The 20,052-nt window shown below is 61.7% G+C and carries 20 protein-coding genes and 1 pseudogene; 2 read left to right on the forward strand and 19 right to left on the reverse strand.

All coding sequences use genetic code 11. The annotated features are described in order from the left end of the window. Positions 1–6: 6 nt before the first annotated feature. The 4 genes from fdhE to fdnG are packed head-to-tail and all read right to left on the reverse strand — an operon-like array spanning position 7 to position 5,609. Positions 7–933, reverse strand: coding sequence for a formate dehydrogenase accessory protein FdhE (fdhE, locus tag ACDI39_RS14180; protein WP_253079907.1), 927 nt, complete (start codon positions 931–933; stop codon positions 7–9). Positions 934–937: 4 nt separating this feature from the next. Continuing rightward, complete coding sequence (locus ACDI39_RS14185) at positions 938–1,594, reverse strand: formate dehydrogenase subunit gamma (protein WP_253079908.1); 657 nt, start codon at positions 1,592–1,594, stop codon at positions 938–940. Next, positions 1,591–2,541, reverse strand: a complete 951-nt coding sequence (gene fdxH, locus ACDI39_RS14190; protein WP_225788801.1) for a formate dehydrogenase subunit beta — start codon at positions 2,539–2,541, stop codon at positions 1,591–1,593. Before fdxH ends, ACDI39_RS14185 begins: the two co-directional genes overlap by 4 nt. Then, positions 2,541–5,609, reverse strand: coding sequence for a formate dehydrogenase-N subunit alpha (fdnG, locus tag ACDI39_RS14195; RefSeq protein WP_253091369.1), 3,069 nt, complete (start codon positions 5,607–5,609; stop codon positions 2,541–2,543). The genes fdxH and fdnG overlap by 1 nt, the downstream gene beginning before the upstream one ends. Before the next feature lie 245 nt (positions 5,610–5,854). On the opposite strand from fdnG, the gene ACDI39_RS14200 reads away from it, so the two are divergent. Continuing rightward, positions 5,855–6,358 (forward strand): GlcG/HbpS family heme-binding protein, encoded by a 504-nt coding sequence (locus ACDI39_RS14200; RefSeq protein ID WP_225788803.1) that lies wholly within the window; start codon positions 5,855–5,857, stop codon positions 6,356–6,358. Between the two features lie 190 nt (positions 6,359–6,548). On the opposite strand, the pseudogene ACDI39_RS14205 reads toward ACDI39_RS14200, so the two are convergent. The 3 genes and pseudogenes from ACDI39_RS14205 to ACDI39_RS14215 all read right to left on the reverse strand — a co-directional run. Further along, positions 6,549–6,753: pseudogene (locus ACDI39_RS14205) on the reverse strand (hypothetical protein); the annotation flags it as partial. A gap of 438 nt (positions 6,754–7,191) precedes the next feature. Continuing rightward, positions 7,192–7,734, reverse strand: coding sequence for a single-stranded DNA-binding protein (locus ACDI39_RS14210; RefSeq protein ID WP_225788804.1), 543 nt, complete (start codon positions 7,732–7,734; stop codon positions 7,192–7,194). Between the two features lie 9 nt (positions 7,735–7,743). Continuing rightward, the gene (locus ACDI39_RS14215; protein ID WP_486536875.1) at positions 7,744–9,138 is read right to left on the reverse strand and encodes an MFS transporter; all 1,395 of its coding nucleotides are present in this window, start codon (positions 9,136–9,138) and stop codon (positions 7,744–7,746) included. A gap of 129 nt (positions 9,139–9,267) precedes the next feature. On the opposite strand from ACDI39_RS14215, the gene uvrA reads away from it, so the two are divergent. Then, positions 9,268–12,102 carry an excinuclease ABC subunit UvrA gene (uvrA, locus tag ACDI39_RS14220; protein ID WP_225788806.1) on the forward strand — a complete coding sequence of 945 codons (2,835 nt, stop codon included), beginning with the start codon at positions 9,268–9,270 and terminating at the stop codon, positions 12,100–12,102. Between the two features lie 129 nt (positions 12,103–12,231). Here the strand turns inward: uvrA and bfr are convergent, their stop codons facing one another. The 12 genes from bfr to rpsE form a co-directional block, all read right to left on the reverse strand. Then, entirely contained in the window at positions 12,232–12,696 is a 465-nt protein-coding gene (gene bfr / locus ACDI39_RS14225; RefSeq protein WP_225788807.1) for a bacterioferritin, read from the reverse strand. Positions 12,697–12,858: 162 nt separating this feature from the next. After that, complete coding sequence (locus tag ACDI39_RS14230) at positions 12,859–14,298, reverse strand: catalase (protein ID WP_225788808.1); 1,440 nt, start codon at positions 14,296–14,298, stop codon at positions 12,859–12,861. Between the two features lie 171 nt (positions 14,299–14,469). Beyond that, on the reverse strand, positions 14,470–14,856 hold the full coding sequence (rplQ, locus tag ACDI39_RS14235) for a 50S ribosomal protein L17 (RefSeq protein ID WP_043210290.1): 387 nt from the start codon (positions 14,854–14,856) through the stop codon (positions 14,470–14,472). 42 nt (positions 14,857–14,898) lie between these two features. After that, on the reverse strand, positions 14,899–15,900 hold the full coding sequence (locus tag ACDI39_RS14240; protein WP_003255452.1) for a DNA-directed RNA polymerase subunit alpha: 1,002 nt from the start codon (positions 15,898–15,900) through the stop codon (positions 14,899–14,901). A gap of 22 nt (positions 15,901–15,922) precedes the next feature. Beyond that, on the reverse strand, positions 15,923–16,543 hold the full coding sequence (rpsD, locus tag ACDI39_RS14245) for a 30S ribosomal protein S4 (protein ID WP_084857327.1): 621 nt from the start codon (positions 16,541–16,543) through the stop codon (positions 15,923–15,925). A gap of 15 nt (positions 16,544–16,558) precedes the next feature. After that, on the reverse strand, positions 16,559–16,948 hold the full coding sequence (gene rpsK, locus ACDI39_RS14250) for a 30S ribosomal protein S11 (protein WP_003255454.1): 390 nt from the start codon (positions 16,946–16,948) through the stop codon (positions 16,559–16,561). A gap of 18 nt (positions 16,949–16,966) precedes the next feature. Next, a complete protein-coding gene (rpsM, locus tag ACDI39_RS14255) occupies positions 16,967–17,323 on the reverse strand; it encodes a 30S ribosomal protein S13 (RefSeq protein ID WP_003255457.1) in 357 nt (118 codons plus the stop codon). Between the two features lie 131 nt (positions 17,324–17,454). Beyond that, positions 17,455–17,571 (reverse strand): 50S ribosomal protein L36, encoded by a 117-nt coding sequence (gene rpmJ / locus ACDI39_RS14260; RefSeq protein ID WP_011531897.1) that lies wholly within the window; start codon positions 17,569–17,571, stop codon positions 17,455–17,457. A 28-nt stretch (positions 17,572–17,599) separates the two neighbouring features. Continuing rightward, entirely contained in the window at positions 17,600–18,931 is a 1,332-nt protein-coding gene (secY, locus tag ACDI39_RS14265) for a preprotein translocase subunit SecY (RefSeq protein ID WP_225788809.1), read from the reverse strand. Next, positions 18,932–19,366: a 50S ribosomal protein L15 gene (gene rplO, locus ACDI39_RS14270; protein ID WP_003257107.1), complete on the reverse strand. Its 435-nt coding sequence runs from the start codon at positions 19,364–19,366 to the stop codon at positions 18,932–18,934. It lies immediately after the preceding gene. Between the two features lie 3 nt (positions 19,367–19,369). Next, positions 19,370–19,546 (reverse strand): 50S ribosomal protein L30, encoded by a 177-nt coding sequence (gene rpmD, locus ACDI39_RS14275; RefSeq protein WP_009397493.1) that lies wholly within the window; start codon positions 19,544–19,546, stop codon positions 19,370–19,372. 2 nt (positions 19,547–19,548) lie between these two features. Continuing rightward, positions 19,549–20,049, reverse strand: coding sequence for a 30S ribosomal protein S5 (gene rpsE / locus ACDI39_RS14280; RefSeq protein ID WP_023382626.1), 501 nt, complete (start codon positions 20,047–20,049; stop codon positions 19,549–19,551). Positions 20,050–20,052: the final 3 nt, after the last annotated feature.

Here is a 20,052-nt window from a genome sequence, read left to right on the forward strand (position 1 = left end):
AGTGCCTCAGCCACCTCCCGGTGCGAGCATCAGGTTCGGCGCCAGCCGATGGAAGCCCTCCTCGTCCAGGCGCATGTCCAGGGCCAGGCTGGCGAGGTCGTCGGCCAGCGGCTCCGCCGCGCTGTCGTTTTCCAGGTAGCACTGCTTGAGATAGCTGTCGCAGCCGGGGCAACACTCGGCCCTCAGCGGCGCCTTGCCGGCGGCGTGGCGATCGTCCTGCAGGTTGGTGTAGCGCAGGTCCTTGCTCGACTCGCAGTACACGCACTTGACCCGCACCACATGCCATTCGCAGGCACACAGCGAGCAAGCCAGGTAGCGCAGGCCGTTGTGCCGGCCGCGGTTGCGCACCACCCCGGCCATCGCCGGAGCGCCACAGGCCGGGCACTGGGCCAGGCTGCCCGTGGGCTTGAGCTCAGGCCCGGGCAAGCTCAGCAGCCAATGGCTCCAGGCCGCCTGCAGGGCTGCGCCGATGAACGGCACCAGGGCTGCCGGCACGGCATCGTACTGGCCGCCGAGCAAGGCGATACCCCAGCCTTTGCGCTGGCTTTCGTCGCTCTGACGCAGTTGCTCCAGTGCCTGGCCAAGCGGCCCGGTGGGTGCGTCGTCGAAACGTTCGAGCAGCGCCTGCAACCATGCCAGCCACGGCCCCTCACGCACCAGGCTGTCGGCAGCCAGGGGCGGCAGGCCGTGGCTCAGGCACAGGCGTTGACGCTCCTCGGCCACCGGCAGCTCACTCGGTGGCTGCGCCAGCAACTGCTGCTGGATCCGGCACAACCGGGCGACCAACCGTAGGTAATCGCCCAGGACATGCCCTTCGGCCAGTTGTTCCAGGCGCGCGGCGCGCACGTCGAAAAGCGTGGCAGGTGGCAGGTGGAGGAACGGCGGCGCGCTCGCCGCCGCTTCGATCTGCCCGGGTTCGAGTAATGTGCTCAAGCGGTCATCCTTCTTTGCTACCCGGGCCGTGGGGCGTCTTGTCGCCGGTCACGTCCCGGTACCACAGTTCATGGTGCTTGCGCGCCCAGGCTCGACTGACCCAGCCATGCAGCATGGCGCCGACCGAGCCCTTGATCCAGATGCCGGCGTAGATGTGCACGATGATGCTGAGGATCAGCACGAAGGCCGCCAGCGCATGCAGCAAGGTGGCCAGGCGAATGGCGCCGATATCGAAGTAGTGGCTGAAATAGGCACGCCAGATCACCACGCCACTGACCAGCAGCACCAGCATGCACAACAGCAGGGTCCAGAACAGCAGCTTCTGCCCGGCGTTGTACTTGCCGATCGGCGGCACGCCCTCCTCCTGGTTGCGCATCACCCGGTCGATGCGGCGCAGCCACTGACGGTCGTTGGCGGTGATGAAGTTGGCACGCCAGAAGCGCAGCACCAGGCCGAGGAAGAACACGAACATCGCCACGCCCAGGAATGGGTGCAGGATACGCGTCCAGGGCCCGCCGCCGAACAGGTGGCTGAGCCAGAACAAGGCCGGGTGGAACAGCGCCAGCCCCGACAGCCCGGCCAGGACGAACAGGATCGCGACGATCCAGTGGTTGGTCCGTTCGTTGGCGTTGTAGCGCAGGATCGGTTTGTTGTCGTTCATGGCCGCTGCTCCCCTTGCCCGCCGGGCTTGGTCGGATCATAGACATGGACCGACGGGTCCACCTGGTGCACGCTGTCGTCGGCGGGCAGCGGGTGTTCGTCCTCCTCGACCCGCTGCGGCCCGACCCGCACATAGTGGAAGAACCCGGCCAGCACCGCCGCGCCCATGGCCAGCAGCGCCAGTGGCTTGCTGATGCCTTTCCACAGCCCGACCAGCGGGCTGATCACCGGCTGGTCCGGCAGGCCGGCATAGATCCTGGGCGTATCGGCGTGGTGCAACACGTACATCACATGGGTGCCGCCGACGCCGTCCGGGTCGTACAGCCCGGCATTGTCGTAGCCACGGGACTTGAGATCAGTGATGCGCTCGGCGGCATGATCCTTCATGTCCTGCTTGCTGCCGAAGACGATCGCCCCGGTCGGGCAGGTCTTCACGCAGGCCGGCTCCAGGCCCACGGCCACGCGGTCGGAACACAGGCTGCACTTGTAGGCCTTGTGGTCCTTCTGCGAGATCCGCGGGATGTTGAACGGGCAGCCGGTGATGCAGTAGCCGCAACCGATGCAGTGGTCCTGGTTGAAGTCGACGATGCCGTTGACGTGCTTGATGATCGCGCCCGGGCTCGGGCAGGCCTTCAGGCAGCCAGGGTCGGCGCAGTGCATGCAGCCGTCCTTGCGGATCAGCCACTCCAGGTTGCCATCGTCGCGCTCGTGCTCGGTGAAGCGCATCAGGGTCCAGGTTTCGGCGGTGAGGTCCTGGGGGTTGTCGTAGGTGCCATGGTTGTGGCCGACCTCGTCACGCAGTTCGTTCCACTCCGAGCACGCCACCTGGCAGGCCTTGCAACCGATGCACTTGGTGGTGTCGATCAGCTTGGCCACTTCCTGCTGCTGGCGTACCGAGGGCGGTACGGTCGTGGTGGCCGAGCGGGCGATGATATCTTGCTGGGCCATCAGATTTTCTCCACGTTGACGAGGAACGACTTGGACTCCGGCGTCTGGGTGTTGCCATCACCGAGGAACGGCACCAAGGTGTTGGTCAAGTAGCCATGCCGGGTCGTCCCGGTGAAGCCCCAGTGCAGCGGGATGCCGATCTGGTGCACGGTCTGGTTGTTGACCTGCAGCGGACGGATCCGCTTGGTCACCACCGCCACCGCCTCGATATGCCCACGCTTGCAGGTGACACGCACGCGGTCGCCGGCCTTGATGCCTTTCTCGTTGGCCAGCACCTCGCCGATCTCGACGAACTGCTCGGGTTGCAAGACGGCATTGATCGGGCAGTGCTTGGTCCAGAAGTGGAAGTGCTCGGTCAGCCGGTAGGTGGTCGCCGCGTAGGGGAATTCCTGGTGATTGCCCAGGGTGTCCCACACCGAGTCGAAGATGCGGCCGGCCGGGTTGCTGGTCGCCTTCTTGTTCTGCGGGTGCAGCGGGTTGATGCCGATCGGCGTCTCGAACGGCTCGTAGTGTTCGGGGAACGGCCCCTCGGCCATCTTGTCGATGGCGAAGAAACGCGCGACCCCCTCGGGGTTCATGATGAACGGGTTCATCCCCGCTTCAGGTGGCGAGTCGACCTTGTAGTCCGGCACGTCGGTACCGGTCCAGGCCTTGCCGTTCCACCACACCAGGCGCTTCTTCTCCGGGTCCCAAGGCTTGCCTTGGGGGTCGCTGGAAGCGCGGTTGTAGAGGATCCGCCGGTTAGCCGGCCAGGCCCAGGCCCAGTTCTGCACCTGGTGCATGCCGTACGGGTCGCTGTTGTCGCGCCGGGCCATCTGGTTGCCCTGCTCGGTCCAGCAGCCGGTGAAGATCCAGCAGCCCGCCGCGGTGCTGCCGTCGTCCTTGAGCTGGGCGAAACTGGCCAACTGCTGGCCGCCCTTGATCACGGCGCCGGTGGCGTCGGCCTGGTCGGTCACCGCCCAGCCGTTCATCTCCTTGGCCAACTCCTCAGGCGAAGGCTCCTCGGGGACCTTGTACGGCCAGCTGATGTTGAGCAGCGGGTCGGGATAGGCGCCGCCCTCGGCCGTGTAGCGCGCGCGCAGGCGCAGGAACAGCTCGCTCATGATGTGCACGTCGGTACGGGCCTCGCCCGGGCCGTCGGCGCCTTTCCAGTGCCACTGCAGCCAGCGGCTGCTGTTGACCAGCGAGCCGTCCTCCTCGGCGAAGCAGGTGGTGGGCAGGCGGATCACCTCGGTCTGGATGTTGGCCGTGTCGACATCGTTGTACGGGCCTGCGTTGCGCCAGAACTCCGAGGTCTCGGTAGCCAGCGGGTCCATGATGACCAGCCACTTGAGCTTGCCCAGCGCCGCAGTGACGCGGTTCTTGTCCGGCAGCGCGGCGATCGGGTTGAAGCCTTGGCACATGTAGCCGTTGACCTTGCCCTGGCCCATCATCTCGAACATGCGCAGCACGTCGTAGGCCGGTACGTCGAGCTTGGGCAGCCAGTCGTAGCCCCAGTTGTTCTCGGCAGTGGCGTTGTCGCCATACCAGGCCTTCATCAGGCTGACGTGGAACTTGCCGTAGTTCTGCCAGTACGACAGCTGGCCCGGGCGCAACGGCTTCGATGCACGTTTGTCGATGAACGCGGCGTAGTCCTGCTCGGCATCGCCGGCCAGGGTCAGGTAGCCCGGCAGCGAGTTGGACAGCAGCCCCAGGTCGGTCAGGCCCTGGATGTTGGAGTGACCACGTAGGGCGTTGACCCCGCCACCCGGCATGCCGACGTTGCCCAACAGCAGCTGGACCATGGCCGCGCTGCGGATGATCTGCGCACCGATCGAATGCTGCGTCCAGCCCAGGGCATAGAGGATCGTCATGGTCTTGCCCGGTTGCGAGCAGGTGGCGATCTCTTCCCAGATCTTCATCATCTGGTCCTGGGGCATGCCGCAGGTCATGCTCGCCAGTTCCGGCGTGTAGCGGCTGTAGTGCTGCTTCATCAGCTGGTACACGCAACGCGGGTGCTGCAAGGTCGGATCGACCTTGGCGTAGCCATCCTCACCGAGCTCGTAGCCCCAGCCGGACTTGTCGGCATAGATGCGCTTGTCCGCGTCATAGCCGCTGAACAGCCCATCCTCGAAGCCATAGTTCTCTTTGACGATGAACGACACGTCGGTGTAGTTGCGCACGTACTCGTGCTGGATCTTGTCGTTGCTCAGCAGGTAGTTGATCAACCCGCCCATGAAGGCGATGTCGGTACCGGTACGGATCGGCGCGTAGTAGTCCGCTACCGAAGCGGTACGGGTAAACCGCGGGTCGACCACGATCAGCCGCGCCTTGTTGTGCGCCTTGGCCTCGGTCACCCACTTGAAGCCGCAAGGGTGCGCTTCTGCTGCGTTGCCACCCATCACCAGGACCAGATTCGCGTTGGCGATATCGGACCAGTGGTTGGTCATGGCACCACGGCCATACGTCGGGGCAAGACTTGCCACCGTCGGGCCGTGTCAGACACGCGCTTGGTTATCGAACCCCAGCATGCCCAGCGAACGGATGACCTTGTGGGTCAGATAGCCGGCTTCGCTGGAGGCGGCGGATGCGGCGAGAAAACCGGTGGAGAGCCAGCGGTTGACCGTTTGGCCCTGGTCGTTCTTCTCGATGAAATTGGCGTCGCGGTCCTGTTTCATCAGCTCGGCGACGCGGTCGAGCGCCTCGTCCCAGCTGACCCGGGTCCACTCCTTGCTGCCCGCCTTGCGTACCTGGGGGTACTGCAGGCGGTTGGGGCTGTGGATGAAGTCCAGCAGGCCGGCGCCCTTCGGGCACAGGGTGCCGCGGTTGACCGGGTGGTCCGCGTCGCCCTCGATGTGGATGATGTTCTGCTTGACGTTCTTGCCCGCGTCCCCCTGGCTGTACAGGATCAGGCCGCAGCCGACCGAGCAGTAGGGGCAGGTATTGCGGGTTTCTTTGGTGTGGGCCAGCTTGAAGTGACGCACCTGCTCGGCGAACGCGGGTGTCGGGGCCATGCCCAACGCCGCGAGGCTCGAGCCTCCAAGGCCGACGGCGGCGACCTTGAAGAACTGCCGACGGTTGAGGTCCATCGTGCACTCCTGATCAGGTTCTGGGCCCCGGGACGTTGCCGGTGCCTCTAGGACAATCACGGTGGCGGCAAACTGATGGCCGCCAATCGTTAAGATTAGTCAAGAATCAGGAAAGTGCGCTGACCTGGATCACGAATGCGCCTTGCCGCATTCACCGATAAGCCCTACATCCATCAAGGAAAGAGACTACATCCTTACGCATAAATCTCCTGAAAGGTTGTCCCAAACCTCCATGGACGATAAATATGAACAAAATATGCACACTGGCTGGGCTCATGATAGGCGCTTCACTGCTGGCGATGCCCGCCGTGGCCGATCCACAACCAGTCGATCGAACCCGCGCAGGACAACCTTCCCCCATTACCGCAGAACGCGCCCGCAGCATGGCCAAGGCCGCTGAGCGCGCTGCCCGCGCCGAAGGCTTCGCCATCGTCATCAGCATCGTCGACAACCATGGCAACCTCAAGCACTTCCACCGCATGGACGGTACCAGCAGTGGCAGCATCAAGGTCGCCCAGCTCAAGGCATCGACGTCTGCCCGCTTCCCTTTATCTTCCAGGTCACTCGCAGAACGCAGCGCCGCGCTGCCGGCGAGCCCATATGCATCACTGCCGGGATTCACCTTACTGGAGGGCGGGTTGCCGATCATGGACGCAAACGGCGAGCATGTTGGTGGCATCGGGATCAGCGGCGCAACACCAGAACTGGATACGCAGTTTGCCCAGGCCGCGCTCGATAGCGAGGGTTGAGACGGAGTATGGAGCCCCGTACCAGCAAGCCTTCCCTCATGAAGTCCATGCGGGGCAGCGCTGCTGGGAGGTTGTCATCATGAGAGCCGGCTTGCCGGTAATAGGGAAACTCCGAACAAGCCACTCAGCAACCGGCAATGACTGGCGTTATGGGCGCGTCAATGATCGTGGCATCGACAATCGTGCCCTAGCGCAACGACAGGCCCTTGTCTCGCTGGTAGTCGTTGATGGTCTCCAGAATTCCCGCCGCCACCTGCCTTGGGGTAATACGGCTCGATCAACGCAACCAATCTGCTCCACCGCACGACTTGCTCCATCTCGGCCAGGAAACGCTTGCGGCGGTTTTGCTTGCGCTTACCGGCGTACTCGAAATCGGAAAAGCTCATCTGACTCATGGAATGGAGGGCTTGCTGGAGGCAGTTGAACGGAGGGCTCTTTCAGTACAGGCCGGACAGTCTGTACTGACTTGATCGAAAAATCCCTAAAGACGGGGTATCGGTAACTCTTATACCGATATCGATGTTTTCAGCAATGAAGTACAGCCCTCTTCATTCGCAATGAGTTGAGAACTAACACCAGGATAACGTTCGAGAAGCTCGGAAACCAGTTGATGACATGAGCGGGGTACCACGATGCGAATAAGCCCTTGCGGGCTTTCAAGAAAGCGTTCTTTGAGTCGAAATACATTTGCCGAAGACTCAAGCAACTCTTTGCAATGCGAATAGATCTGAGCACGTTATTTTTTACATATTTTTTACATACCCAAAACGAAGAAAACCCCGCAAGTGCGGGGCTCTCCAAGGAAAACTTTACAGTTTTCGCTAAGGTGCTCTCTAGAACGGAATATCGTCATCGAAGCTGTCGAAGTCAGCGGCAGGCTGCGGAGCCGGCTGCTGCGGCGCAGGACGTTGTGGCGCCTGCTGCGGGCGCGGGGCCTGCTGGCGTGGCGCTTGGTTGTACTGCTGCTGGCCGCCCTGATTGTAGTTGCCACCACCCTGGTTGTACGGATCGCCACCCTGCTGCTGGTTCTGCGGGCGGCCGCCGAGCAGCTGCATGGTGCCCTGCATGTCGACGATGATCTCGGTGGTGTAACGCTTGATGCCGTCCTTTTCCCACTCGCGGGTCTGCAGCTTGCCCTCGATGTACACCTGCGAGCCTTTGCGCAGGTACTCACCGGCAATTTCCGCGACCTTGCCAAACATGGCCACGCGGTGCCACTCGGTGCGCTCGACCTTCTGGCCGGTCTGCTTGTCGGTCCACTGCTCGCTGGTGGCCAGGCTCAGGTTGGTCACGGCGTTACCGTTGGGCAGGTAGCGGACTTCGGGATCCTGGCCACAGGTGCCGACCAGAATGACTTTGTTAACCCCACGGGCCATAACGTTCTCCTAGGCTTCGCACGCCGAAGAGGCCGGATTCACCAGACGCTCCAGGGTCGCACGGTCCAAAATTTTCGTATCCAGTTTGATGTAGATGGCGGCTTCTTCCGCCACCACCACGGCGTCGGTCACACCCGGCACGGCCATCAGGCGTTCGGTCAGCCCGGCTGCCCGGACCGCCTCTGGCGTCAGCGACATGCGCAGGCTGGTCACGTAGGGCGGCTCGTTCATGCGCAACGCAGTGACCAGCCACACGGCACACAGGCCTGCACAACCGAGGAACACCATGCCCAGGCCACCGTGCTGGAACAACCAGCCACCGATGATTCCTCCCAGGGCAGCACCAAGGAACTGGCTGGTGGAATAGACCCCCATGGCCGTCCCCTTGCCGCCGGCGGGCGACACCTTGCTGACCAGCGAAGGCAAGGATGCCTCCAGCAGGTTGAAGGCAGTAAAGAATACCACGGTGCCAATCACCAGTCCGCGCAAGTTGTCAGCCCATTGCCAGAAGAACAGCTCGACCACCAGCAATACACTGACCGCGCCAAGCAACACGCGTTTCATCTTGCGCTTTTTTTCGCCGTAGATAATGAACGGGACCATTGCAAAAAATGAGACGAGCAAAGCGGTCAGGTAGACCCACCAGTGCTGCTCCTTGGGCAGGCCTCCGCGCTCGACGAACGCCAGGGGCAGCGCGACAAAGCTGGCCATGAGGATGGCATGGAGGACAAAAATGCCCACGTTCAGGCGCAACAGGTCCGGATGACGCAGTGTCGGGCCCAGTGCCTGGCGCGCTACCCCCGACTCCCGGTGCTGCAAGGCACCATGGGCATGGGGTACGACGAAGGCGATCAGGCCGATGCCGACCAGAGCGAGCCCGGCGGTGACGAGGAACAATCCTGACAGGCCGAAGGCACGTGTCAGCAATGGGCCGGCGACCATGGCCACGGCGAACGACAGGCCGATGCTCATGCCGATCATGGCCATGGCCTTGGTCCGGTGCTGCTCGCGGGTGAGGTCGGAAAGCAGTGCCATCACCGCCGCGGAAATGGCCCCGGCACCTTGCATAATACGCCCGGCGATCACACCCCAGATCGAGTCGGCCTGGGCTGCCAGCACACTGCCCAGGGCGAAGATCACCAGCCCCAGGTAGATCACCGGGCGGCGCCCGATGCGGTCGGAAATCACCCCGAACGGTATCTGCAGCACGGCCTGGGTCAGCCCGTAGGCACCGATGGCCAGGCCGATCAGCGCGGGCGTCGCGCCAGCCAGGTCCATGCCGTAGGTCGCCAGCACCGGCAAGACCATGAACATGCCCAGCATACGAAAGGCAAAGACCAGGGCCAGGCCGCCTGCGGCGCGGGTTTCGCTGCCACTCATGCGTTCGTTGTGAGTGTCGTGCATGGATTAACCTCGTGTGAACCGGCGGCGATTCTATCAGTCCGACGGCTTGACGGCATCTGCGCGACGCTTTGCCGCGTACTGGCCGCGCGCCTTATACTTCCTTGTTTATGCCCGCCGAGCGAGGCCTTAGTGGACAAGATCCTGATCCGTGGGGCACGTACCCACAACCTGAAGAACATCGACCTGACCCTGCCGCGTGACAAGCTGATCGTGATCACCGGCCTGTCCGGATCCGGCAAGTCGTCCCTGGCCTTCGACACCCTGTACGCCGAAGGCCAGCGCCGTTACGTCGAGTCGCTGTCGGCCTACGCCCGGCAGTTCCTGTCGATGATGGAAAAGCCCGATGTCGACACCATCGAAGGATTGTCGCCGGCCATCTCCATCGAGCAGAAGTCGACTTCGCACAACCCGCGCTCGACGGTCGGCACCATCACCGAGATCTACGACTACCTGCGCCTGCTCTATGCACGGGTCGGCACGCCGCGCTGCCCGGACCACGACATTCCGTTGGAGGCGCAAACGATCAGCCAGATGGTCGACCTGGTGCTGGAAAAGCCCGAGGGCAGCAAGTTGATGCTGCTGGCACCGGTGGTGCGCGAGCGCAAGGGCGAGCACCTGGCGGTGTTCGACGAGCTGCGTGCGCAGGGGTTCGTCCGCGCCCGGGTCAATGGCAAGCTCTACGAGCTCGACGAGTTGCCCAAGCTGGACAAGCAGAAAAAGCACAGCATCGATGTGGTGGTGGACCGTTTCAAGGTCCGCGAAGACTTGCAGCAGCGCCTGGCCGAGTCGTTCGAGACGGCGCTCAAGCTGGCGGACGGCATCGCCTTGGTAGCGCCGATGGACGACGAAGCAGGCGAAGAGATGATCTTCTCCGCGCGCTTCGCCTGCCCCGTGTGCGGCCATGCGATCAGCGAACTGGAGCCGAAGCTGTTCTCCTTCAATAACCCGGCCGGCGCCTGCCCGACCTGCGACGGCCTGGGGGTCAAGCAGTTCTTCGACACCAAACGCCTGGTCAACAATGAACTGACCCTGGCCGAGGGTGCCATCCGCGGATGGGACCGGCGCAACGTCTATTACTTCCAGATGCTCGGCTCCTTGGCCGCGCACTATGGCTTCAGCCTCGAAGAGCCCTTCGGCGAGCTGTCGGCCGAGCACCAGAAGGTCATCCTGCACGGCAGCGGCAAGCAGAGCGTCGACTTCAAGTACCTCAACGACCGTGGCGACATCGTCAAGCGCTCGCACCCGTTCGAAGGCATCGTGCCGAACCTGGAGCGACGCTATCGGGAAACCGAGTCGGCCACCGTGCGCGAGGAGCTGGCCAAGTACCTCGGCACACAGCCCTGCCCGGACTGCCGCGGCACCCGCCTGCGTCGTGAAGCGCGTCATGTGTGGGTGGGCGAGAAGACCCTGCCGGCGGTCACCAACCTGCCGATCGGCGAGGCCAGCGACTATTTCGACAGCTTGAGCCTGACCGGCCGGCGCGGCGAGATCGCGGCGAAGATCCTCAAGGAAATCTGCGAGCGCCTGCAGTTCCTGGTCAACGTCGGCCTCGACTACCTGACCCTGGACCGCAGCGCCGAGACCCTGTCCGGCGGCGAGGCCCAGCGCATCCGCCTGGCCAGCCAGATCGGCGCGGGCCTGGTGGGCGTGATGTACATCCTCGACGAACCGTCCATCGGCCTGCACCAGCGCGACAACGACCGCTTGCTGGCAACCCTCAACCACCTGCGCGACCTGGGCAACACGGTGATCGTGGTGGAGCATGACGAGGACGCCATCCGCCTGGCCGACTACGTGGTGGACATCGGCCCGGGCGCGGGTGTGCATGGTGGGCGGATCGTTGCCGAAGGCTCGCCCGAGGAAGTCATGGCGCACCCCGACTCCCTCACCGGCAAGTACCTGTCCGGGCGCAAGAAGATCATCGTCCCGGCCAAGCGCACACCACGCAACAAGAAGCTGTCGCTGAAACTCAAGGGCGCGCGTGGCAACAACCTGCAGAACGTCGACCTGGAAATCCCGATCGGCCTGCTGACCTGCGTCACCGGGGTTTCCGGCTCGGGCAAGTCGACGCTGATCAACAATACCCTGTTCCCCTTGGCAGCCACCGCGCTCAATGGCGCCACCAGCCTGGAGGCGGCACCGCACAACAGCCTGGACGGGCTGCAGCACCTCGACAAGGTGGTCGACATCGACCAGAGCCCGATCGGCCGCACGCCACGTTCCAACCCGGCGACCTACACCGGCATCTTCACCCCGATCCGCGAGCTGTTCGCCGGCGTGCCGGAGTCCCGTGCCCGCGGCTACGGCCCGGGGCGTTTCTCGTTCAACGTCAAGGGTGGCCGCTGCGAGGCCTGCCAGGGCGATGGCCTGATCAAGGTGGAGATGCACTTCCTGCCGGACATCTACGTACCGTGCGATGTGTGCAAGAGCAAGCGCTACAACCGCGAGACCCTGGAGATCAAGTACAAGGGCAAGAATATCCACGAGGTCCTGGAAATGACCATCGAGGACGCCCGCGCCTTCTTCGATGCGGTGCCGGCCCTGGCGCGCAAGCTGCAAACGCTGATGGACGTGGGGCTTTCCTACATCAAGCTGGGGCAGTCGGCCACGACGCTCTCAGGCGGCGAGGCGCAGCGGGTCAAGTTGTCGCGCGAGTTGTCCAAGCGTGACACGGGCAAGACTCTGTACATTCTCGACGAGCCGACCACCGGCCTGCACTTCGCCGATATCCAGCAGTTGCTGGACGTGCTGCACCGCCTGCGCGACCACGGCAACACCGTGGTAGTGATCGAACACAACCTGGACGTGATCAAGACCGCCGACTGGCTGGTGGACCTGGGGCCAGAAGGCGGTTCGAAAGGCGGCCAGATCATCGCCTGCGGTACGCCCGAAGAGCTGGCCAAGATGAAACAGTCCCATACAGGGCACTATCTGAAACCGCTGCTGGAGCGGGATCGGGCCTGATCCCTAGGGGCGCCTTCGCGCTCCTCTCGCGACAAGGCCGCTCCCACGAGTAACGCGCACCCCATCATGAGGGCGCGATACTCGTGGGAGCGGCCTTGGTCGGAAGGCTGCTCGGAATCCCAGCCGGGCTTACATCTGCGACTGCAGGTAGTTCTCCAGGCCGATGGACTTGATCAGGCCCTGCTGCTTTTCCAGCCAGTAGGTGTGGTCTTCCTCGGTATCGGCCAGTTGCGCGCGCAGGATGTCGCGGCTGATGTAGTCCTTGTGCAGCTCGCACAACTCGATGCCCTTGCACAGCGCAGCACGCACCTTGTACTCCAGGCGCAGGTCGGCAGCGATCATGTCCGGCACGGTGGTGCCCACGTCCAGGTCGTCCGGGCGCATGCGTGGCGTGCCCTCGAGCATCAGGATGCGGCGCATCAAGGCGTCGGCGTGTTGCGTCTCTTCTTCCATCTCGTGGTTGATGCGCTCATAGAGCTTGGTCAGGCCCCAGTCTTCGTACATCCGCGAGTGAATGAAATACTGGTCGCGTGCTGCCAGTTCGCCCGTCAGCAACGTGTTGAGGTAGTCGATTACGTCCGGGTGACCTTGCATCGCCCTGCTTCTCCTAGTGGAACCTTATTAGCACATAGTGTGAACCAGGATTGGCCGAAGGTCACTGAAAAGCGCGCAATAACATGCAAAAAAACCGGCAAACAGTAGTGATATTCATTGAAAAACCGCCCAAATGAGGGCGGTTCTTCTTATCACTTCGAGTTAGGCGAGATTCACGCCCAACGCTTTGGCGACACCCTCGCCGTAGGCCGGGTCGGCCTTGAAGAAATGCTGCAGTTGACGCTGCACCACATCCTCGCTGACGCCTGCCATCGCACCGGCGATGTTGTTGATGAGCAATGCCTTCTGTTCGGCATCCATCAGGCGGAACAACGCCCCGGCATGGCTGTAGTAGTCGTCGTCCTCGCGGTGATCGTAGCGGTCGGCCACACCTTGCAGGGCCAATGCAGGCTCCGCGTGACGAGGCGACTGCTTCGGCGCATCGCCATAGCTGTTAGGCTCGTAGTTCGGCGCGCTGCCGTAGCTGCCCAGGGCCATCGAACCGTCACGCTGGTAGCTGTGCACCGGGCAACGCGGGGCATTGACCGGCAGCTGCTGATGGTTGGTACCGATACGGTAGCGGTGGGCGTCGGCATAGGCGAACACCCGGCCTTGCAGCATGCGGTCCGGCGAGAGGCCGACCCCCGGCACCATGTTGCTTGGACCGAAGGCGGCCTGCTCGACCTCGGCGAAGTAGTTGAGCGGGTTACGATTCAGCTCCAGCACGCCAACCTCGATCAGCGGGTAGTCCTTCTGCGACCAGGTCTTGGTCACGTCGAAGGGGTTTTCCTGGCGATTGGCGGCTTCCTCTTCGCTCATTACCTGGATGCAGACGGTCCAGCGCGGGTAGTCACCACGCTCGATGGCCTCGAACAGGTCACGCTGGGCGTAATCCGGGTCGCTGCCCGCCAGGCGCGCTGCCTCGGCCGGTGCCAGGTTCTTGATGCCCTGCTGGGTCTTGAAGTGCCACTTGACCCAGGTACGCTCGCCGGTGGCGCTGATCAGGCTATAGGTGTGGCTACCGAAGCCGTGCATGTGGCGGTAGCCATCCGGGATGCCCCGGTCGGAGAAGAGGATGGTGACCTGGTGCAGCGCCTCGGGCGAATGCGACCAGAAGTCCCACATCATCTGGGCATTCTTCAGGTTGGTCTGCGGATGGCGCTTCTGCGTGTGGATGAAGTCCGGGAACTTCAGCGGGTCACGGATGAAGAACACTGGCGTATTGTTGCCGACGATGTCCCAGTTGCCTTCCTCGGTATAGAACTTGACCGCGAAACCGCGTGGATCCCGCTCGGTGTCGGCCGAGCCACGCTCGCCACCGACGGTAGAGAAACGCAGGAAAGTCTCGGTCTGCTTGCCGACCTGCTCGAACAGCTTGGCGCTGGTGTAGCGGGTGATGTCACGTGTGACGGTGAAGGTGCCGTAGGCGCCCGACCCTTTGGCGTGCACACGGCGCTCGGGGATGTTCTCACGGTTGAAGTGGGCGAGCTTCTCGATCAGATGAATGTCATCGAGCAGCAGCGGGCCGCGTCGGCCTGCCGAACGGGAATTCTGGTTGTCGGCTACAGGTGCACCGCTGGCGGTGGTGAGAATCTTGCTCATGGGCTCTCCTTATCGGTCTTGAACTGCCGGCTAATCGGCTTGGTGATAAGTATCCGCGAGCTGTATTACAAGAACTAATTCATTGATCCATTCGCTTCGATAGAAAATAACAATTCATACGCGCACAAAAAACCGGGCACGAGGCCCGGCTTCTTGCAGCAGACAGACGTCTTACTCGGCAGCTTCTACAGCACCACCGACCGGACGATCAACCAGCTCGACGTACGCCATAGGCGCGTTGTCGCCAGCGCGGAAACCGCACTTCAGGATGCGCAGGTAGCCGCCCTGACGAGTGGCGTAACGCTTGCCCAGGTCGTTGAACAGCTTGCCAACGGCAGCTTTCGAACGGGTACGGTCGAAAGCCAGACGACGGTTGGCGACGCTGTCTTCCTTGGCCAGGGTGATCAGCGGCTCGGCAACGCGGCGCAGTTCCTTGGCTTTCGGCAGGGTGGTTTTGATCAGCTCGTGCTCGATCAGCGACACTGCCATGTTCTGGAACATGGCCTTGCGGTGAGAGCTGGTACGGCTCAGGTGACGTCCACTTTTACGATGACGCATGATTCATTCCTTACCAAACACTACGTTCGGTGATTACGACGATCAGGCAGTCGCCTTGTCGTCTTTCTTAAGACTTGCAGGCGGCCAGTTGTCGAGGCGCATGCCGAGAGACAGACCACGAGAGGCCAGGACGTCCTTGATTTCGGTCAGGGACTTCTTGCCCAGGTTCGGAGTTTTCAACAGTTCTACTTCGGTACGCTGAATCAGGTCGCCGATGTAGTAGATGTTCTCCGCCTTCAGGCAGTTGGCCGAACGTACGGTCAGTTCCAGATCGTCAACCGGACGCAGCAGGATCGGATCGATCTCGTCTTCCTGCTCGACTACGACAGGCTCGCTGTCACCCTTGAGGTCGACGAACGCGGCCAGCTGCTGCTGCAGGATGGTCGCGGCGCGGCGGATAGCCTCTTCAGGGTCCAGGGTGCCGTTGGTTTCCAGATCGATGACCAGCTTGTCCAGGTTGGTACGCTGTTCAACACGGGCGTTCTCGACCACGTAGGCGATACGACGCACCGGGCTGAACGAGGCGTCCAGCTGCAAGCGGCCAATGCTGCGGCTTTCGTCTTCGTCGGTCTGACGCGAGTCGGCCGGCTCGTAACCACGACCACGAGCTACGGTGAGCTTCATGTTCAGGGCGCCGTTGGACGCCAGGTTCGCGATTACGTGATCGGGGTTGACGATCTCGACATCGTGATCCAGCTGAATATCGGCAGCGGTAACCACCCCCGAACCCTTTTTCGACAAGGTCAGCGTAACTTCGTCACGACCGTGCAGCTTGATAGCCAGGCCTTTGAGGTTCAACAGGATTTCAATGACGTCTTCCTGTACACCTTCGATCGCGGAGTACTCGTGGAGTACGCCGTCGATCTCGGCCTCGACTACTGCACAGCCAGGCATGGAGGACAACAGGATGCGGCGCAGCGCGTTGCCCAGGGTATGGCCGAAACCACGCTCGAGAGGCTCGAGCGTGATCTTGGCGCGGGTTGGACTGACGACCTGCACATCGATGTGGCGGGGCGTCAGGAACTCATTTACCGAAATCTGCATGGATGCACCTATTTTCTAGCCCTTACTTGGAGTAGAGCTCGACAATCAGGTTTTCGTTGATGTCGGCGGACAGGTCGCTGCGAGCAGGAACGTTCTTGAAAACGCCCGACTTCTTGGCAGCATCCACGTCAACCCACTCAACGCGGCCACGCTGGGCGCACAGTTCAAGGGCTTGAACAATGCGCAGCTGGTTCTGCGACTTCTCGCGAACCGCGACCACGTCACCCGGACGAACTTGGTAGGATGGAATGTTTACGGTCTTGCCGTTAACGCTGATTGCCTTGTGCGAAACCAGCTGACGGGATTCGGAACGAGTCGAACCGAAGCCCATGCGGTAAACGACGTTGTCCAGACGGCATTCGAGCAGTTGCAGCAGGTTCTCACCGGTAGCGCCTTTCTTCGAGGCTGCCAGCTGGTAGTAACCGCGGAACTGACGTTCCAGAACACCGTAGATACGACGGACTTTCTGCTTCTCGCGCAGCTGGGTGCCGTAGTCGGACTGACGGCCACGGCGCTGACCGTGGATACCCGGGGCTGCTTCGATGTTGCACTTCGATTCCAGAGCGCGAACGCCGCTCTTCAGGAACAGATCGGTGCCTTCACGACGAGACAGTTTGCATTTTGGACCAATGTAACGTGCCATTTATCTGTCTCCTGATTACACGCGACGCTTCTTCGGCGGACGGCACCCGTTGTGCGGGATTGGCGTCACGTCGGTGATGCTGGCGATCTTGTAGCCGCAGCTGTTCAGAGCACGAACAGCGGACTCACGACCTGGACCTGGGCCCTTGACGTTGACGTCGAGGTTCTTCAGGCCGTATTCCAGCGCAGCTTGACCAGCGCGCTCGGCAGCGATCTGGGCTGCGAACGGGGTGGATTTGCGCGAACCACGGAAACCCGAACCACCGGAGGTCGCCCAGGACAGTGCGTTGCCCTGACGGTCGGTGATGGTCACGATGGTGTTGTTGAAAGACGCATGGATGTGGGCGATGCCATCAACCACTGTCTTTTTGACTTTCTTACGAGGACGAGCAGCAGGTTTTGCCATGTCTATATTCCTGGGCGATTACTTGCGGATCGGCTTACGCGGGCCCTTACGGGTGCGTGCGTTGGTCTTGGTGCGCTGACCGCGAACCGGCAGACCTTTACGATGACGCAGGCCGCGGTAGCAACCCAGGTCCATCAAGCGCTTGATCTTCATGTTGATGTCACGACGCAGGTCACCTTCGGTGGTGAACTTCGCGACTTCGCCACGCAGGGTTTCGATTTGCTCGTCGCTCAGATCCTTGATCTTAGCGGCTGGGTTGACCCCAGCGTCTGCACAGATCTTCTGCGCAGTGGTGCGACCGACACCATAGATGTAGGTCAGCGAGATAACAGTGTGCTTGTTATCTGGAATGTTGACGCCTGCAATACGGGCCATTCAGTGGGACTCCAATTGACAGCTACCTACGCCCCGGAAGCCAAGAAATAGGGCGCGAGATAATATCGCTGTAGAAACGAATAATCAACCCAGCAGCGCACTAGCTGCTGGGTTTGAAGCGCGAATCACACTCAGCCTTGGCGCTGCTTGTGACGCGGTTCCGCGCTGCAAATCACTCGCACGATACCTTCGCGGCGAATAATCTTGCAGTTACGGCACAGCTTTTTCACCGATGCACGAACTTTCATTACCGACTCCTCGAACCTTAGGGGCCTATCAGCGCAGCAGACCGCTGCCGCCGTAGCCTTTCAGGTTGGCTTTCTTCATCAGGGATTCGTACTGGTGCGAAACGAGGTGCGATTGTACTTGGGACATGAAGTCCATCACAACCACTACCACAATCAGCAACGAGGTCCCGCCAAGGTAGAACGGAACGTTTGCCGCCACCACCAGGAACTGGGGCAGGAGGCACACGGCCGTCATGTAAAGAGCACCGAACATGGTCAGACGGGTCAGAACGCCATCAATGTAGCGCGCCGACTGCTCACCAGGACGGATACCCGGAATAAAGGCACCGGACTTCTTCAGGTTTTCCGCTACGTCTTTCGGATTGAACATCAGCGCCGTGTAGAAGAAGCAGAAGAAAATGATCCCTGCACTAAACAGCAGAATGTTCAACGGCTGACCAGGAGCGATCGACTGCGAGATGTCCTGCAGCCAGCCCATACCTTCGGACTGACCGAACCAGGCACCCAGCGAAGCCGGAAACAGCAGAATGCTGCTGGCGAAAATGGCCGGGATGACCCCTGCCATGTTCACCTTGAGCGGCAAGTGGCTGGTCTGCGCAGCGAAGACCTTGCGGCCCTGCTGACGCTTGGCGTAATGAACGGCGATACGACGCTGACCACGCTCGATGAACACCACGAAGCCGATAATCGCTACTGCCAGCAAACCGATAGCGACCAGGGCGAAAATGTTGATATCGCCTGTGCGTGCAGACTCGAAAGACTGCCCGATTGCTCTCGGAAGACCGGCAACGATACCCGCGAAGATCAACATCGAGATACCGTTGCCCACACCGCGCTCGGTGATCTGCTCGCCCAGCCACATCATGAACATCGCGCCCGCCACGAACGTGGAGACGGCGACCACATGGAAGCCCAGGCCCGCAGAAAACGCCACGCCCTGGTTGGCCAGGCCAATGGACATGCCAATGGCCTGGACCAGCGCCAGGATAACGGTGCCGTAGCGGGTGTACTGGCTGATCTTGCGACGGCCAGCTTCACCTTCCTTCTTCAACTGCTCCAGTTGCGGGCTGACCGCGGTCATGAGCTGCATGATGATCGACGCCGAGATGTACGGCATGATCCCCAGTGCGAAAATGCTCATGCGCTCCAGCGCGCCACCGGAAAACATGTTGAACAAGCTAAGAATGGTCCCCTCATTCTGTCGAAACAGATCCGCCAGACGGTCCGGGTTGATGCCGGGCACCGGGATATGCGCACCTATCCGATAGACGATGATCGCCATGAACAGGAAGCGCAGACGAGCCCAGAGTTCCGACATCCCGCCCTTACCGAGCGAAGAGAGAGCACCTTGCTTAGCCATTTATTCCTCGAACTTGCCGCCAGCTGCTTCGATAGCCGCACGCGCACCCTTGGTGGCTGCGATACCCTTGATGGTGACTGCACGAGTGACTTCGCCCGACAGCATGATTTTCACACGCTGTACGTTCTGGCCGATCACGTTGGCATCCTTCAGGGATTGCACGGAAATCACGTCGCCTTCCACCTTGGCCAGCTCGGACAGACGCACTTCGGCGCGGTCCATGGCTTTCAGGGAAACGAAGCCGAACTTCGGCAGGCGACGGTGCAGCGGCTGTTGACCGCCTTCGAAGCCCGGAGCGATCGAACCACCGGAACGGGAGGTCTGACCCTTGTGGCCGCGGCCACCGGTCTTGCCCAAACCGCTACCGATACCACGACCCGGACGATGCTTCTCGCGACGGGAACCCGGCGCTGGACTCAGATCATTGAGTTTCATCGATTAACCCTCGACGCGCAGCATGTAGTAAGCCTTGTTGATCATCCCGCGGTTCTCGGGAGTATCCTGGACTTCTACAGTGTGACCGATGCGGCGCAGACCCAGGCCCTTAACGCACAGCTTGTGGTTGGGCAGGCGGCCGGCGGTGCTTTTGATCAGCGTTACTTTTACGGTTGCCATGATCAGATGATCTCCTCAACGCTCTTGCCGCGCTTGGCAGCAATGGACTCAGGAGATTGCATGGCTTTCAGACCCTTGAAGGTGGCATAGACCACGTTCACTGGGTTGGTCGAACCGTAGCACTTGGCCAGGACGTTCTGGACGCCAGCAACTTCCAGGACAGCACGCATTGCGCCGCCGGCGATGATACCGGTACCTTCGGAGGCAGGCTGCATGTAGACCTTCGAGGCGCCATGGGCGGCCTTGGTGGCGTACTGCAGGGTGGTGCCCTTCAGGTCGACCTGGATCATGTTGCGACGGGCAGCTTCCATGGCTTTCTGGATCGCGGCAGGTACTTCGCGCGACTTGCCACGGCCGAAGCCGACACGGCCCTTGCCATCACCTACCACGGTCAACGCGGTGAAGGTGAAGATACGGCCGCCTTTGACGGTTTTTGCAACGCGGTTAACTTGAACCAGCTTCTCGATGTAGCCTTCGTCGCGCTTTTGGTCGTTATTTGCCATAAC

It is taken from the genome of Pseudomonas sp. Tun-23181, from assembly GCF_057415455.1.

What these genes read in the sequence shown, in the direction of transcription:
- bfr (WP_225788807.1), bottom strand. Translation starts at nt 12,696, where the DNA reads ATGCAAGGTCACCCGGACGTAATCGACTACCTCAACACGTTGCTGACG.
- rplQ (WP_043210290.1), bottom strand. Translation starts at nt 14,856, where the DNA reads ATGCGTCATCGTAAAAGTGGACGTCACCTGAGCCGTACCAGCTCTCAC.
- ACDI39_RS14230 (WP_225788808.1), bottom strand. Translation starts at nt 14,298, where the DNA reads ATGAGCAAGATTCTCACCACCGCCAGCGGTGCACCTGTAGCCGACAAC.
- ACDI39_RS14185 (WP_253079908.1), bottom strand. Translation starts at nt 1,594, where the DNA reads ATGAACGACAACAAACCGATCCTGCGCTACAACGCCAACGAACGGACC.
- ACDI39_RS14240 (WP_003255452.1), bottom strand. Translation starts at nt 15,900, where the DNA reads ATGCAGATTTCGGTAAATGAGTTCCTGACGCCCCGCCACATCGATGTG.
- rpsD (WP_084857327.1), bottom strand. Translation starts at nt 16,543, where the DNA reads ATGGCACGTTACATTGGTCCAAAATGCAAACTGTCTCGTCGTGAAGGC.
- rpsE (WP_023382626.1), bottom strand. Translation starts at nt 20,049, where the DNA reads ATGGCAAATAACGACCAAAAGCGCGACGAAGGCTACATCGAGAAGCTG.
- rpmD (WP_009397493.1), bottom strand. Translation starts at nt 19,546, where the DNA reads ATGGCAACCGTAAAAGTAACGCTGATCAAAAGCACCGCCGGCCGCCTG.
- secY (WP_225788809.1), bottom strand. Translation starts at nt 18,931, where the DNA reads ATGGCTAAGCAAGGTGCTCTCTCTTCGCTCGGTAAGGGCGGGATGTCG.
- rplO (WP_003257107.1), bottom strand. Translation starts at nt 19,366, where the DNA reads ATGAAACTCAATGATCTGAGTCCAGCGCCGGGTTCCCGTCGCGAGAAG.
- rpsM (WP_003255457.1), bottom strand. Translation starts at nt 17,323, where the DNA reads ATGGCCCGTATTGCAGGCGTCAACATTCCAGATAACAAGCACACTGTT.
- ACDI39_RS14200 (WP_225788803.1), top strand. Translation starts at nt 5,855, where the DNA reads ATGAACAAAATATGCACACTGGCTGGGCTCATGATAGGCGCTTCACTG.
- fdxH (WP_225788801.1), bottom strand. Translation starts at nt 2,541, where the DNA reads ATGGCCCAGCAAGATATCATCGCCCGCTCGGCCACCACGACCGTACCG.
- rpsK (WP_003255454.1), bottom strand. Translation starts at nt 16,948, where the DNA reads ATGGCAAAACCTGCTGCTCGTCCTCGTAAGAAAGTCAAAAAGACAGTG.
- ACDI39_RS14215 (WP_486536875.1), bottom strand. Translation starts at nt 9,138, where the DNA reads ATGCACGACACTCACAACGAACGCATGAGTGGCAGCGAAACCCGCGCC.
- ACDI39_RS14210 (WP_225788804.1), bottom strand. Translation starts at nt 7,734, where the DNA reads ATGGCCCGTGGGGTTAACAAAGTCATTCTGGTCGGCACCTGTGGCCAG.
- rpmJ (WP_011531897.1), bottom strand. Translation starts at nt 17,571, where the DNA reads ATGAAAGTTCGTGCATCGGTGAAAAAGCTGTGCCGTAACTGCAAGATT.